Origin of the sequence: Maricurvus nonylphenolicus (assembly GCF_042854845.1) — a bacterium.
In the GTDB taxonomy this organism is placed as follows: domain Bacteria; phylum Pseudomonadota; class Gammaproteobacteria; order Pseudomonadales; family Cellvibrionaceae; genus Maricurvus; species Maricurvus nonylphenolicus.
The window spans coordinates 1549411-1564705 of the sequence record NZ_AP031498.1 but is presented as its reverse complement, the minus strand read 5'-3'; the positions used below and the strand labels follow the sequence as shown (position 1 = coordinate 1564705).

Below are 15295 nucleotides of genomic sequence, written 5' to 3'. Positions count from 1 at the left end.
ATTAACCAAAGCAATCCTTCTTATTGCTTTGGTTAATATTACTCAACGTCAAAACTATTGGGCTGACTACTTAGGCTGTAACCCAATTTTTCACAACCGCGACCAAAATCCTGCACATGCTTGCGTGCCCACTCTTCCGCACCAGTGCGATCTTTTTGTTTAATCGCCGCCACAATATTTTCGTGCGCTTTTAGCATACGCACATTGGCATCCTCCAAGTTCGCCAACAGCTTGCTTTCTGCAGGGTAAAACAACTCACTCATCCCCAACCGGCTCCATTGCAAAACACGGTTCTCAGAGGCTTCAGCTAACAGACTGTGAAACTCCCGATCAAGGATTTCAAGGCGTGCGTTATCATCCAACACATCTCGCATATCCGCCAGATTCTGCTCCAGACGATCCACCAACTCTGGCTTCACCCGGTCAGCCGCCAGACCAGCCAAAGTCGGCTCAAGCATCAGGATAGACTCATACACCTCACCCAAGGTGACCTGATCAATCAACATGGAAGTTGAGATTCGACGAGACAGGTTCTCGTGTTTAGGGGCTGTCACCGTCAGCTTCTTCTTGCCTGGGGCACGGCCTACCAGGTCATTTTCCTCAAGTAGGCGCAGGGCTTCACGTACCGATGAGCGGTGAACACCGTAGTTTTCCGCCAGTTCCGTCTCTGAGGGCAGCGTATCCCCTACCTGCAGCTCCCCACTAACAATTCGGGCTTCCAGCTGGTTGTAGATCTGACGGTATAAGGGTTCACGCTGTAATGGTTGGGCCATATTTTCCTGCTCTTTACCTACTCTAGGTACCTATTTCGCACCTGTATGAAGGGTGCCTAGCCTATTGACTCACCTCGTCGATGTCTATAGATTAATAATTGTCGGACAATCCGACAATATATTTTCACTATTAAGCGTTTGCAGAGTTAAGAGGCTGGCTATGAATTTTGAACATACGGAGAAGGTACAGGAGCTAATGGCTCGTATTGAAGCCTTTATGCAGGAGTATATTTATCCTAATGAAGAGGCTTACGAAGAGTTTATTACTGACCCAGCTAATCTATGGGTTGTTCCGCCTATCATGGAAGAACTCAAAGCCAAGGCCAAAGCCGAAGGCCTCTGGAACTTCTTCCTACCTAAAGAGTATGGTGAATTCAGTCCCGGTTTGACTAACTTGGAGTACGCCCCTCTGGCAGAACTGATGGGCCGCGTTGAGTGGGCCAGTGAAGTCTTCAACTGTAGCGCGCCAGACACCGGCAATATGGAAGTGCTGGCACGTTACGGAACGCCCGCTCAGCAACAACGTTGGCTGCAGCCACTGCTGGAAGGCGAAATCCGTTCCGCTTACCTGATGACCGAGCCGCAAAATGCCTGTTCCGATGCCACCAATGTTGAGTGTTCCATTGTTCGCGACGGCGATGAATACGTGATAAACGGCCGTAAATGGTGGGCATCCAGTGTTTATGACCCACGTTGTGAGCTGTTGTTGGTCATGGGTAAAACCGACTTTGATGCACCCAAGCACTTACAACAGTCGACTATTATTGTTCCAAAAGACACCCCTGGGGTCACCCTGGTGCGTCCATTAAAAGTAATGAACCACTATCACTCGCCGCAAGGTCACGGTGAAGTTCTGCTTGAGAATGTGCGAGTACCGGTAGAAAACATGATTCTGGGTGAAGGTCGCGGTTTTGAAATTGCGCAGGGTCGCCTTGGCCCAGGCCGTATCCACCACTGCATGCGTCAAATCGGTGCTGCCCAGCGTTGTTTGGATCTGATGTGTCACCGCGTTGAAGAACGCGCGCCGTTTGGTAAAAAACTCTCTGCACAAGGCAGTATCCGTCAGGACGTAGCCAAGTCTCGCTGCGAGATTGAACAGGCTCGCCTGTTGACCCTGGCCGCAGCCGACAAGCTGGATAAAGTGGGTAACAAAGAAGGTAAAGACCTGATTGCCATGATCAAGATTGTTGCGCCGCAAATGTGTCAAAACGTTGCTGACCGCGCTATGCAAGCCCACGGTGGCATGGGTATTTCTCAGGACACGCCCATTGCCAACATCTTTGCCAGCGCTCGCATGATTCGCTTTACCGATGGCCCTTGTGAAGTACATATGTCTCAGCTGGGCAAACAAACGATTGTTGAAACTGTCAATAAATAACGCAGTTCAATCAGTGACTGACAGGAGATAACTCATGAAAGCACTTGTTTTTAATGGTCCCAAAGACCTGCGTTACGAATACTTCGACGATCCTAAAATATCACAGGATCGCAACCTGATTATTCAGGTACAGAAGTGCAGCATCTGTGGTTCCGATTTGCATATGTATCACGGTGACCGCATTGGCCCCTATGATTACAGTAAACCTATGGATCACTTTTGTACCGGCCATGAAACCATTGGTGAAGTGGTTGAAGTGGGGAAAGGTGTAACGACTCATAAAGTGGGTGACCGTGTTCTGGTTGCCGGTGGTTCAGGTTGCGGCAAGTGTAAGCGCTGCCTGAGAGGCGAGATTAACCTGTGTGAAGGTAACTCCCGAGGTCAAGGCAGTACGGCCTATGGCATTTCACCCGCACTCAACGGTGGCCATGCCGAATATATGGAAGTGCCCTTTGCCGATACAGGTGCAGCCAAAATTCCCGATGGCGTCACCGACGAACAAGCCATTCTGTTAACCGATGCACTGGGTACAGGCTATTACGGTGTAAAAATGGCCAATGTAAAACCCGGTGATAGCGTCGCCGTGATTGGCCAGGGACCTGTCGGTTTAATGGCTGCGGAAGCGGCGATGGCCGTAGGTGCTTCTCGCGTTTACGGCATCGATATGCAGGAAAGCCGTCGCAACCTGACGACTAAATTTGGTGGCATTCCCCTGACACCGGATGAAGCGTTAGAGCGCATTATGCACGATACAAACTGTATTGGTGTTGATGCGGTAATTGAAGCTGTGGGTGTTGGCCCCACACTCAAGCAAGCCGCCTTGATGCTGCGCTGGGGTGGCTCTATGTCTATCCTCGGTATCTTGCAAAAAGGCACTGAGATGCCCTTACAAATCATGCAAGGTAAATGTCTGCGTGTGCACGCCGGTATTGCCGGTATTGCCGATTTGTGGGACGAGCTAATCCCCTTGGTTCAGGGTGGTCGTATTAAAGGCGAAGGTGTATTTACCCACCACTTCTCCCTGTCCGAAGGCGCTGAAGCCTTCCGTTTATTTGAAGCCCGTGAAGATGGCGTCATCAAAACGATGATCACGCCCTAACTGATTTTTTGAGATTTATTTATGAACGTACAAAACGCATTAGATTATTCTGGTAAAACTGTATTGGTATGTGGTGCCTCAGACGGCATTGGCTACGGTGTTGCCACTATGTACAAAGAGCTGGGCGCAACCGTTCACATTACCGGTACCCGTACCGCCGATGCTTACGACAATGATTTTACCGGCATGGAATTCCATAGCCTGAACCTGCAAAGCGCTGATGATATTTCTGCCTTTGCCACAAAGTTCGATCACCTGGATGCACTGGTTAACTGTGTCGGTACCGTACTGTGGGGCAAGAAAGAATTCGAACGTGAAGGGTTTGAATTTATTATCAACATTAACCTGACCGGCGCCATGCAACTGTGCACTGAATTCTACCCGTTGCTGGAAGCCAGCGGCGGCAGTATTGTTAACCTGGATTCCGTAGTATCCATTCGCCCTGCTCCGGCCAACCCAGCTTACTCGGCCAGTAAAGCCGGCCTGGTTCAGCTGACCAAAACCCTGGCCATGAAATGGGGCCGCAAAGGTGTTCGCGTTAATACCGTTGCACCCGGTATGGTGCCAACCAAACTGACCACCAATCAATCCAGCCCAGAGCAGGAAAAGGTATTGGTTAAGCAAATTCCATTAAGCCGTTTTGGTTCACCTGCTGATATTGCCGGTGCTGTAGTATTCCTGACCTCGCCATTGGCGGCCTACATCACCGGCCAACAAATCGTTGCAGACGGTGGCGCTACGCTGTAAGTAGGTAATGTAAGCAGGTACCCATGATGATGAATCAAGAACAATGGCAAGCGGTTGCCAAGTATGTGGAAGGTCTGGGCCATACGCTCGACCTTACCATTGAGCCCAAAAGGCTGTCCGGTGGTGTTGCCAACTTTAACTACGTGGTGACCTTGAACGGTAAAAAAGCCGTACTGCGTCGCCCACCCGATGGCCCCCTGCCTCCGGGCGCTAACGATGTTGCCCGTGAGTACCGTGTACTGTCGAGCTTAAAAGAGCAGTATCCACCTGCTCCTGTAGGCTTGGTATTCTGTGATGACGAATCCGTGATTGGTGTGCCCTTTTGTATCAGCGAATTCCGTGAAGGTATTTGCATTGGCCGCAACCTGCCAGAGTCACTCAACGATCGCCCACACATTGGGGATTCACTCAGTCAACTGGTGGTTGAATCACTGGCGAAATTACACAAGGTAGATCTGCAAGCCACTGGTTTGGAGTCTTTGGGTAATGCCGACGCTTTCCTGGAGCGCCAGATTAGCGGTTGGTACAAACGTGGCTCTCGCGTATTGGACGAACAGCAATTGGAAAAGCTAAGTACTATTCGTGACTGGCTACAGGATAACTTGCCAGAAAAACGTTTGGGCACCTTGGTCCACAACGATTTTAAACTGGACAATATGCTGGTTGACGAAGAGACATTGACCGCGAACGGTGTTGTCGACTGGGATATGTGCACCGTGGGCGATCCCTTCTATGAGCTGGCTATTCTGTTGGCTTACTGGGGTGAAGCAAACGATAAACCTGCCTACGAATTCCAATGCCGTATGCCGAAGGAGGCTGACGGCTGGTGGCCGCGAGACAAAGTGATTGAGGAATACTTCAAACTGACTGGTTTTGCCAAACAGGATTTGGACTTCTATTGGTGGTTAACCCAATACCGCAATATTGTGGTTTATGCACAACTAAAAGCCCTGTTCGCACGTACCGGCGAATTCCCGGCGGCGTTGACTCAGGAAGAATGTGAGCTAATGCCTGAGCGTGTTGATTTACTTCTGGAAACCATTACAGCGGCGGTAGACTCTAAAGCTTTCGCTTAATTCTATCCATGTCCCGTCAACTTACGTCATGACGGGACACGGATTATAACTTTAGTTAAAAATTGATTTTGGCTTTTATACCCGCATATCGCATCGCGTTACGAGGAGCAACTCTTCCTAACGCTGTCCCTGCACCGCCAGGGAATACGAGACTAGTATCACCAATAACACCGGCATAGTTTTCATCAAAGACATTATTGACGTAGGCAGTTAATTCATAACGACCATCCTTATCAACAACCCCCAATCGAAGATTAGTTACGCCATAATCATCATGAGTGGTTACCGGATTTTGATCTATGCCGAACTGAATATCGTCCTGCCATGTATAGTTTACGTTGGCAAAGAAATCGAAGGGCATAGCATCAAGCGATTTTTGATAATCCAATGTGGCTGAAAACTTCCATTCTGGTGCAGAAGGTAATACACCACCATCCACGGTTTGAGCCGGTGCTCCCGAAACGATCTCACACCCTTGAGCTACGGTTTGACCAATATAACAAGGCCCCGTGTAATCATTTACTGTTGCATCAGTATAGGCTGCATTAAAAGACAACGTTAAGCTCTCGGTCAATCGAGCAACTGACTCTAATTCTACACCTTGAGTTTCAAGTACACCGACATTACCCAGATTGAATTCGGTTACCGGGCCAGAATTATCAACCCCTTGAACCTGAAAATCATCATACTCGGTATAAAAAGCTGTTAAATTTAGCTGAACACGTTTGTCAAATAAATTGCTTTTCAGGCCAAATTCATAAGCATCTGCAATTTCTGGCGCGACTGGATTATCGGCGTCAGAGGCATCAAAACCACCTGAAAGGTCATAGGCTTGACCTTTATACCCGCGAGTGTAACTAGCAAATACCATCAAGTCGTCTTGAAAGTTATGCTTAATAAAGACTTTTCCGACCACCTCTTCATCATCAGCAGAACCACTCACTGTCGGCATTAATGCATCGGTTCGCTCGCCTTCTATTTCTTCCTCTAAGTATCTAAGCCCTAAACCAACAGTAGTCGCCTCAGAAAAATGCCAATTAAACTGACCAAATAGCGCTGTATTTTGATTACTTGACTTTGCCGTATAATCAGAGGGAGCTAGGGGGTGATCCCGAAAAAACTCGCGATCTATTTCTGAATCCGAATAATAAAACCCTACCAAATAATCATAGTTATCGTAATTCGGGGAAACCAAGCGAAATTCCTGTGAAAAGAATTCATTATTACGATATGAATCTGAGTAAAAACCACCATTCAAAGCCCCCATAGTAAAAATGGCGTACATATCAAGATCACCGAAATCAACATCTTCGGAATTAAAGTACTCCCACTCATCATATGAAGTAATAGAAAGTAACTCAAAATCACCGATATCTATACTGGCACGAAGACTCATTCCCTTAGACGTATTCTCACTATTAGGTAAGTGATCCAGACGAGTCTTCGTGTTGTCATCACTAGGGGTATAACCGGCAGTTAACAAATCGGTTAATCCGGGAATACCGAAGTACTCTACCCCTTCCTCTATGTAAGACAGCTGTCTAACACAACATTCACTCTCTTCCTTGTTGTAATAAGCATTTATTGCCAAGCTTAGCGAATCGGATATATCCCAATATAATTTACCATTAATACCCTTCCCTTCTTCACCGTTAAGATCATCCTGCCCAGGAGTCAGGTTTTCGATATAACCATCTAGATCTCGCCAATGAGTTGTTAACCGATAACTCAGCTCATCGTTAATCGGACCTGAAAAAGAAGCCATGGTTCGATAGCTCTCATCATCGGTAACATCAATTTCAAAGGACCCTGAAAATTCATCACTAGGCTTTTTGGTCGTCACACTGATGACACCACCAGAGGCGGATTTACCAAACAAGGTACTCTGAGGTCCCCTCAGTACTTCGATATGCTCTATATCAACAAGCGAGGTTAGCCCCTGTCCTTGTTGGACCATAGCAACATCATCAACAATCAAGGCTACGGCTTGCTCGATACCAATACCAAATGTATTCGTTCCTATACCTCGAATACTGAACGCACTATTGGTTTTGTTATTACTTTCCACAACAGTTAAAGAAGGTGAAATTTTGGTAAGATCTGCCGTATTTTGTATTCCCATGGCCTGAATCGTCTCTGCACCGATTGCGCTTACAGAGACAGGGACATCCTGGACATTTTCTGCCCGCTTCTGAGCGGTCACTACAATTTCTTCAATCGCCAATGAATCATCAGACAATGCTAATGGGCTTAATATCATTGCAGCAACAGCTGCAGAGATCGATTTTGCAATGGGTAACTTAGAGTAAGTATTTGTTTTTATCATGGTGTTACTCTCTATTTTTAATAGTAAATTTTATTTTTATAAGTGCTAATTAGTTAACTTCAGATCATTTCGATATTTTAGGTCTCCGTCGCTTAATGTTGAAAGAATTCAAGTATTAATTCTCGGCAACTTCGTGACTGGAACTTAATAATTGTTCTCCGAAGTAACTTAGACCATAACCAAAGGGATATAGTGGTTTTATAGAATCATAAGGAACATCTTCAAATTGATTTCGAACAGCTTCCATCGAGGAAGGCAGTTCTACAGGTAATTTTCCTGACGGATTGAACTTTCCAAATAGCGCATCAAGAATAACCTCATCACTGGCACCAAAATTAGCCATCAAGCCAACACTTCGATCTGCAATCTCAGGAATAACTGCCGCCCGATCTAAATAAATATCAACAACGGTTGGGACTTGGTTCATGATCTTGAGTAGACGGTTTTTTTCTTCTGCTTTGAAATCCAAGTCTCCTGCATGAAAAAAGCTTTCGAAGATGCCATTTCTAGGTTGATAGGGTGCAGCAAGGCGTAACACGGCAAAATCAGCGTCCGCAGGAGAATCGACAAGATCGCCAAAAGTACGAGCAATATCCTTATCTACATTTTCAACATATAACTTAGGCCTTCCTTCGAGCGGTAACACACTGCTTCCATTGACGACGTCATTCTTAAGTAATACCAATGATTTTCGCTGGGCACTGATTCCTTTGTTAATAAAGTCTTGTTGCCCTACAAGCGTTTTGGCGACTTCTGGATCAACATAGGGATTATCAAACAAACCTAATAGAAACTTATCTTTAAGTAAGCGCCTTACAGAACTATCCAGACGGGATTCCTTCAGTTTTCCATCACGAACTAACTGTACAACTAGCTCTGGAATATGCTCTCCGCCTATCTGATCTATGCCAGCATCAAGCATTTTTAATGCGCGTTGCTCAACAGATAAATGCTCTACCCCCCAACTACGCGATTCCAGAACCGTGAACACACCCAAAATCTTTGCATCCGTTAGAAGCCCCCAGTCAGAGCACACGACACCATCAAAACCATAACGTTCACGAAGCATTCCGGTGATTACGCTTTTATTAAATGCGAAACCAACATCTTCATCTGTTTGCCCCATGGGTATACCGTAATACGGCATAATTTGAGCCGCCCCCGCAGGAAATGCGCCTTTTTCGAAAGGTAACAAGTGATAATCAAACTGCTCACCGGGGTACACCTGCTCCTTTCCATAGGCAAAGTGGGCATCTTCACCATTCTTTTGCGGACCTCCGCCGGTAAAATGCTTAACCATGGTTGCGACACTCTGGCCGCTCAATTCTTCGCCCTGAAACCCTTTTACATATTCATATACCACCTGGGCTGAAAGCTCTGCATCTTCACCAAAGGTTCCTGCAGCTCTTGCCCAGCGAGGCTCGGTTGCCAAATCAGCCATAGGGTGCAGTGCCAAATGTATGCCTACCGCTCGATACTCCTGACGTGCGATGCGACCAAACTCTCGAACTAATTCAGGATTACGCGTTGCAGCCAAACCCAAGGGTTCTGGCCAAAGTGAAAAATCTCCTGCAGGCAAACTAGCGGCTGGATTGTGACCGAATGCGTTTCTTGGATCAGAGGCTATGGTTACAGGAATCCCCAAGCGCGTACGCTCAGCTAGTGATTGTATGTTGTTATGCCATTTGGCAAGAGAAACTGGATCTGGAACTTCCACCACATTAAAGTGGTTCATCAGCTTCCCTATCACCAATTCAGAATTGATAGGCGTGGTCAGACTTATAATATCTTCAAAACTCGGCCGCTCCCGTAACCTCCCCTCATTTCCGACACTGATCGGGGTGATAAACATTAAGCCGGCCTTTTCCTCTAGGGTCATCCTTAGCAGCAGATCTTCAACTCGATCAGACACACTGGCTTCGGGGTTTTCATAGACATCCAACCTTCCATTCTTATTCAAATCCCGAAAGTCGATACCCTCAATTTTTAGCTTAGGGGCAGCTATAGTTACCTGATCAAAGTTATGCTGTGATTGCATATAATGGAAAGCATAGAAGCCACCCACAGCTGCAGCCGCAGCGCCGAATAGGCCAAAACCAGCTATCTTGAACATATTTCTACTACGCATAAGTATTTTCTTGTTTACAACGAAAGTTATATACGCCCTTCCTATAACAGGGTAAACACATGCCTTATTAACCGGCTAAGCTATTGAGACGTACAATTGATAAACAAAAGAATATCACTCGGTAAAGGCCCTCCCCATTGACAGACCAGCTAAATACTTGTCAAAACCTGCTATCAGCCATAGGATAGATAAGAAAGCCACTGCCAATTCAAACTACAGGTTAAGCAACATGAACTGCCAATCTAAAAGACAGGCCATGCTATCTGGGGCTGCCAGAGAGATATACATGCTGCTAAAAACACAAACGGCTGACGGTTTGCCTTTGGAGGGAATTGGTGAATTGATTGCTGACAACATTGACAGCACTCAAAATGATGAGGCCAGAATTCAGTATGCCAATGCTCACGCCCGAAATGATGATTTTGAAAAGGAAAGACTGCTGATTTTACGTAGGTGGTCAAAGTTTTTTGAAGGAAAAGCCCCACTAACTGAGGAAACTGCAACTAGCTTTATTCGACGCTTTTTAAATAACCTCAACCACAGATTACTGTTTAACGAATCAATCACAATTGGGAAAACACGCTTCATTGTTGGTGAATCCCTTTTAGATGATGTCATTTCCTTCTATGACTCAAATAGAAAAGCCTGGACATTTCAGCTTACCATTGAAGGATCTGGAAGCTACTCGTTTGGCGAAACAATACCAGTAGAGCCTGGCACGGCGATACTCTTAGCTCCTGAAGCTACTTGTCACTTTCACCGAACCCTAGATTCAAACCGATGGGTACATTATTGGGTTGTGTTTGAACCTAAACCAGAATGGCTTGAACTATTGAAATGGCCTACTTTGAGCCAAGGTATTTATAAATTAGATATTTCTGAACCTGACACCATTTCTCAAATAGTGGCAGTTTTTGATGAAGCACTTAAACATAAAACCGGGGAAACCCCATTAACAAGCAAGCTGCACAACAACTTATTTGAACAGGTTCTTATTAGAACCTCTCAAGATAATAAGGAACTTAATATTGCACCTTTTGATCTGCGCATTGAAAAAGCATGTCAATATTTGAAAGAGAATTTCACCAAGAATGTATCCATCAGCCAATTAGCACAACATTGTCAACTATCCGAGTCGAGACTTTCACACCTATTTCGAGAGAAAATGGCTATTAGCATCAATCAATATAAAATACACCTACGACTGCAATATGCAAAGCAAGCATTAATTGAAACCAACAACCCTATCTCGGTAATAAGTGATCAACTAGGGTTTCCAGAGCCCTCCCAATTCAGTAAGTTTTTTACCAAGCATGCGGGAAAAAACCCCAAGAAATTTCGTGACGACCACACGAATAGTTAACCATTAAAATCATTTCAGTGCCGAATAGTACGGTTGGTCAACAAATAGCTGGCCTGCTACTGTTTGCCGTAGATAATCCGCCAACCCAGGTGTGTCCAACGAAATCCCTTTACGTAATCTTTCCGTAAGCAGCCAACGTAAACTATCGAGATCAGAGTCCTGCCCGATTAAATTTCTTAATCGCTCTACTTCCTGCTGTGCCAATTCACCCCCATACTGAAATTCCCGCTGGGCAATACTTAATGAGTTGGCGGCTACCTTGGCAAGAAACTGGTTATGGGGATCCATTTTCTCTGCCACGGTGCCTTTGAGAAATTCAGCTACTCCCGATAAGAGTTCAGCAGGCATCGGTAATTGTGTGCCTTGATCTAAACCTGTTTTTCGCTTCGGTAAAGTAAACTCGCCCGGGATAAGCAGATCGACACAATCCATTTGTGCTTCCGAAGAACGGCGACCAATCACCGGGCGCTCCAAGCTCGGTGTATCACCTGTACGCCAGGACTGCGCCATGCGTAAGGTACCGATGGACCACCAGAAGGAACCGAATACCTGCCAGAATTTAACATCCTGCTCGTTGACGTCAACACCAGTAACCTCTTGATAGCCGGCTAATAAATCTTCCAGCTGACCAAAGCCACCGACTTCCAGCTCTCGGTTACCAAAACGCCAGGAATTTACACACAACCAACCTAAATCCTGAATCGGGTCGCCGATATGGGCTAACTCCCAATCGAGTACCGCTTCAATACCCTGTGGATTAACCATCAGATTGCCATTACGGAAATCGGTATGCACCAAAGAGGTACGAGCTTGCTGCGGTAGGTTTTCCATTAACCAACGCGCCGTATAATCAATCATCGGGATGGGTACATTCAGTTCTTTATACTGATCCCAGGCCTCTTGAATTTGCTGACGGGTATCGGTGACCTCTAAAAAGCTGTCCAGCTTTTCCGCTTGCCAATCAATGTTGTGAATGCGTCCCAGAATTTCACCACATAAGCGAGCCAACTGCGGTCGAATATCATCAAGCTCAGGGCGACGATTAATACGGTGGCCCATGGTTTCGCCTTCCAGCCAATTCATGACAAAGCCAGAACCCAGGTTATCGCCGGGTTGCAGTTCATACATCACTGTTGGACTTGGAATGGCGTATTGCTTGGCGAGTTTAAATAAACGCGCCTCGGACTCCAGCGTAATACCTCCCACGCTGGATTCTGTTTCTGAGGTGGGCTGGGCACGTCGCAGGGCCAAGCGGGTTTCACCGTCAGCACCGCGGTAGGTAATGCGGTAGGTTTCCTGGCTCGCCCCTGCCGTTAACTGGCGACAATCCACCAGCGCTTCAAAACCTGGAATTTCACTGGCCAAGGTGGATTCCAGAGCCTGAGTAAAATTATCCACAGCAGACATTAACTTACTCCCTTAGGCTTTTTCTGATTCATAAAGCCAAATAAATAACCGGCCGCACGTCGCATTTGAATTTCATCGGCACCTTCAGTTATGCGGTAACGGCGGTGGTGACGGTAAATATGTTCAAACGGTTTATATCTAGAATATCCCATACCGCCATGAACCTGCATGGCAAAATCAGCCGCCTCACAACATAAGCGGTTAGCCTGATAGTTACACATAGACACTTTATCGGATACCGAGAAGGCGCCGTCTTTGTCCATCAACCAGGCGGTTTTATGAATCAATGCGCGAAGCATTTCAGCGCGGGCATTCAAGTCGACTAACGGGAACTGAATGCCCTGATTGGCCGACAGTGGTTTACCAAACGGCTTGCGGTTATTGGCATGTTCAACAGCTTCGTTAATACAGTACTGTGCTGCGCCCAAACTGGAGGCCGCCTGACGGATACGGTTTTCGTTAAAGAAGTACTGAATAATCTGCAGGCCTTTGCCTTCACCACCAAAGATGGCGCTATCAGGCACGCGCACATTGGTAAAACTGACATGGGCGTGATCAGACGGCATATTAAACGTCCACAGATACTCTTCGACCTTAACGCCCTGGGCTTGCATAGGCACCATAAATGCCGTGATACCCAATGCATCCCCAGGTTTACCGGAGGTACGGGCCATCACCATATCGTAGTCTGCAATATGCACTCCGGTGTTCCAGGTTTTTTCACCGTTAATAATCCAGTCGTCACCGTCACGAACCGCATTGGTTTCCATATGAGTAGCATCGGAACCGTGCTCCGGTTCAGTGATACCAAAAGCGAAAAATTTATTAGCGGTCTGCAAACCTTCCAGCCATTCAGCTTTTTGTGCTTCGGTACCGTAGTGCATCATCAATTGCAGGCCAATATTGTTACCCACAACACAGTGTTCATTTTGCAGATCGTTATGCAGCCCCAAACCTTTCGCCGCCATATGCTCACGGATAATGGCCATACCCAGATTACTGCCATCACGGCCACCAAACTCTTTTGGGAAGGGGTAGTTATAAATACCCGCCTCAATGGCCAGGTCTTTTGCCTGCTTTAACAGTGCCTCCCAATCTTCCGCCGGAATACCGTCTTTATCCCAATCGGTACGGGCATACTCCCGGCGATGGTCGAAGAAGCGCATATTGTCATCGGTCTGCTCCAGGGGTTTGATCTTCTCATCAATAAAGCTGTCCAGCTCGGTTAGAAAGTTGGCGATCTCGGCGGGTATCTCAAAATTCATAGGGTAATCCTGTAACGCTGAAAGTCTGTGGTACACTCTCCCCACAACACTCCAATTTAGAGTATATTTTTATTTATACTCCAAATTAGAGCATCAAGCAATACAAGACCGCTAGCCCTATGCCTACTGCTGACACCAAAGATAAGCCCATCAAGCTCAACACCACCGCCTACTGCCTGCTGGGGCTGATCGAGCTGAAGCCCCAATCCGCCTACGATTTGACCAAGTTTCTGGAACGCAGCATGCTGAAATACAGCCTGCCCCGCACACCCAGCCAGCTCTATAACGAACCGAAGAAACTGGCAAAGCTGGGTCTAGTGAGCACCGAGACAGAAACCCGCCAGGGCCGGGAAAGAACCGAATATCACATCACCCCCATGGGCCGGGAACTGCTGTCTGAATGGCTAAGCCAACCGGGAGAAGCGGCCAAGCTGGAATTTAAATCGCTGCTGAAGTTCTACCTGACCGGCGCCAGCGACCCACAGGCACTGCGCGATCGCATTGAAGAAATCAAACAACAAAACCTGCAAGAAATTCGCGATGTGCATGCGCAAATCAGTCGTTTTACCGCCAAGGGAGTGATTTTAAAAGAGGTCGCGATTAATGCCGCCCTGACCAGCCGTTTTGCCGTAGGACAGATTAAAGCGCGTTTGCAATGGGTGGAAGAGATGCAAGCGCTACTGGCAGAGCTACCGGATGAGGAAGATCCAGAGAGCTGGGCGATAGAGGTTTATCGCCAGTCTCAAGAGGATCTGAAAGGCTTAATGGATGAATACCAGCTGGATTAAACAGCCAGCGCTTTTTTAAGAAACGCCAGCATGGATGCATGGAAAGCCTGCGAGACGCTCGACCCCGGCACCAGCGATTCAAAACCGTGCGGCGCCTGAGGTGAGATATGCAACTCACTTTCAACACCCGCGGCTTGCAGACGCTCAAAGTAATGCTTGTCTTCTTCACAGAATAAATCGATATCACCGACGCCAATCCAGGCTGGAGGCAACCCGGATAAATCTTCCCTTCTAGCTGCAACCGCGTAAGGCGGCACGGATTCTAAGTCTGGCTCCTGACATAGATAAGCACTCCAACCAAAACGGTTATTGATATTACTCCACAGACGATGACGCAGCGGATCCAGCGAAATATCAGCAGCGGTGCGGTCATCCAACATTGGGCAAAACAGAATTTGCGCTACAGGTTGCACACCGTCCGCATCGTAAATACGTTGTGCCAAATTAGCCGCCAAACCACCACCGGCACTCTGCCCGGCAATGGCAATACGTTCCGGGTTTACTCCAAGGTTTTTCGCTTCATCCTGGAACCACTGCCAAGCTGCAAAGCAGTCATCAATGGCGGCAGGATAGGGATGTTTGGGCGCTAAACGGTATTCAACTGAGATAACTGCAATACCCAACTGCTTGGCAAATTTTACACATTGACGGTCATCGACTTTGGCATTGCCAAGTATCAAACCACCGCCGTGAATCCACAGCAGGCCCGCATCGGACTGTTGCTCTTGCGGCTTATAAATGCGCAAACCCCACTGCCCAAGCGTTTTCTCCTCAATAGAGATGCCCTCAAGCAGTTTCTTATTGGGCGCCAAGCCCATCAGCTTCTTCAGCATCCACCTTACACTGCTGCGGTGCAGAGGCAGTGCAGGGATGCGTTTATAGGCTTGACGTAATTCCGGGTGTAGCGCTTCGATCTCCATTGAGATTCCTAACCATTATTCTGAT

General features: G+C 47.1%; 12 protein-coding genes. 6 read left to right on the top strand and 6 right to left on the bottom strand.

The window, feature by feature from the left end:
* Positions 1–38 precede the first annotated feature (38 nt).
* Positions 39–773, bottom strand: a complete 735-nt coding sequence (locus ACGHZ6_RS06615) for a FadR/GntR family transcriptional regulator (RefSeq protein WP_390618043.1) — start codon at positions 771–773, stop codon at positions 39–41.
* 160 nt (positions 774–933) lie between these two features.
* On the opposite strand from ACGHZ6_RS06615, the gene ACGHZ6_RS06610 reads away from it, so the two are divergent.
* From ACGHZ6_RS06610 to ACGHZ6_RS06595, 4 genes are read left to right on the top strand one after another with little or no spacing between them, the layout of a single operon-like run.
* Positions 934–2151, top strand: coding sequence for an acyl-CoA dehydrogenase family protein (locus ACGHZ6_RS06610; protein WP_390618042.1), 1218 nt, complete (start codon positions 934–936; stop codon positions 2149–2151).
* A 34-nt stretch (positions 2152–2185) separates the two neighbouring features.
* The gene (locus ACGHZ6_RS06605; RefSeq protein WP_390618041.1) at positions 2186–3250 is read left to right on the top strand and encodes an alcohol dehydrogenase catalytic domain-containing protein; all 1065 of its coding nucleotides are present in this window, start codon (positions 2186–2188) and stop codon (positions 3248–3250) included.
* Positions 3251–3271: 21 nt separating this feature from the next.
* On the top strand, positions 3272–3997 hold the full coding sequence (locus ACGHZ6_RS06600; protein WP_390618040.1) for an SDR family NAD(P)-dependent oxidoreductase: 726 nt from the start codon (positions 3272–3274) through the stop codon (positions 3995–3997).
* Between the two features lie 23 nt (positions 3998–4020).
* A complete protein-coding gene (locus tag ACGHZ6_RS06595; RefSeq protein ID WP_390618039.1) occupies positions 4021–5073 on the top strand; it encodes a phosphotransferase family protein in 1053 nt (350 codons plus the stop codon).
* A gap of 55 nt (positions 5074–5128) precedes the next feature.
* Here ACGHZ6_RS06595 and ACGHZ6_RS06590 read toward each other — a convergent pair whose 3' ends face one another.
* Positions 5129–7399 (bottom strand): TonB-dependent receptor, encoded by a 2271-nt coding sequence (locus ACGHZ6_RS06590; protein ID WP_390618038.1) that lies wholly within the window; start codon positions 7397–7399, stop codon positions 5129–5131.
* A gap of 115 nt (positions 7400–7514) precedes the next feature.
* Positions 7515–9527, bottom strand: coding sequence for a glycoside hydrolase family 3 N-terminal domain-containing protein (locus tag ACGHZ6_RS06585; protein ID WP_390618037.1), 2013 nt, complete (start codon positions 9525–9527; stop codon positions 7515–7517).
* Positions 9528–9756: 229 nt separating this feature from the next.
* On the opposite strand from ACGHZ6_RS06585, the gene ACGHZ6_RS06580 reads away from it, so the two are divergent.
* Positions 9757–10890: a helix-turn-helix domain-containing protein gene (locus ACGHZ6_RS06580; protein WP_390618036.1), complete on the top strand. Its 1134-nt coding sequence runs from the start codon at positions 9757–9759 to the stop codon at positions 10888–10890.
* A 9-nt stretch (positions 10891–10899) separates the two neighbouring features.
* Here the strand turns inward: ACGHZ6_RS06580 and ACGHZ6_RS06575 are convergent, their stop codons facing one another.
* Together ACGHZ6_RS06575 and ACGHZ6_RS06570 are read right to left on the bottom strand one after the other, a co-directional pair.
* Complete coding sequence (locus ACGHZ6_RS06575) at positions 10900–12297, bottom strand: phosphotransferase family protein (protein WP_390618035.1); 1398 nt, start codon at positions 12295–12297, stop codon at positions 10900–10902.
* Entirely contained in the window at positions 12297–13562 is a 1266-nt protein-coding gene (locus ACGHZ6_RS06570) for an acyl-CoA dehydrogenase family protein (protein ID WP_390618034.1), read from the bottom strand. The genes ACGHZ6_RS06575 and ACGHZ6_RS06570 overlap by 1 nt, the downstream gene beginning before the upstream one ends.
* 119 nt (positions 13563–13681) lie before the next feature.
* Between ACGHZ6_RS06570 and ACGHZ6_RS06565 the strand changes: the two genes are divergently transcribed.
* Positions 13682–14350 (top strand): helix-turn-helix transcriptional regulator, encoded by a 669-nt coding sequence (locus tag ACGHZ6_RS06565; RefSeq protein WP_390618033.1) that lies wholly within the window; start codon positions 13682–13684, stop codon positions 14348–14350.
* Here ACGHZ6_RS06565 and ACGHZ6_RS06560 read toward each other — a convergent pair.
* A complete protein-coding gene (locus ACGHZ6_RS06560; RefSeq protein WP_390618032.1) occupies positions 14347–15270 on the bottom strand; it encodes an alpha/beta hydrolase in 924 nt (307 codons plus the stop codon). The genes ACGHZ6_RS06565 and ACGHZ6_RS06560 overlap by 4 nt on opposite strands.
* Positions 15271–15295 lie beyond the last annotated feature (25 nt).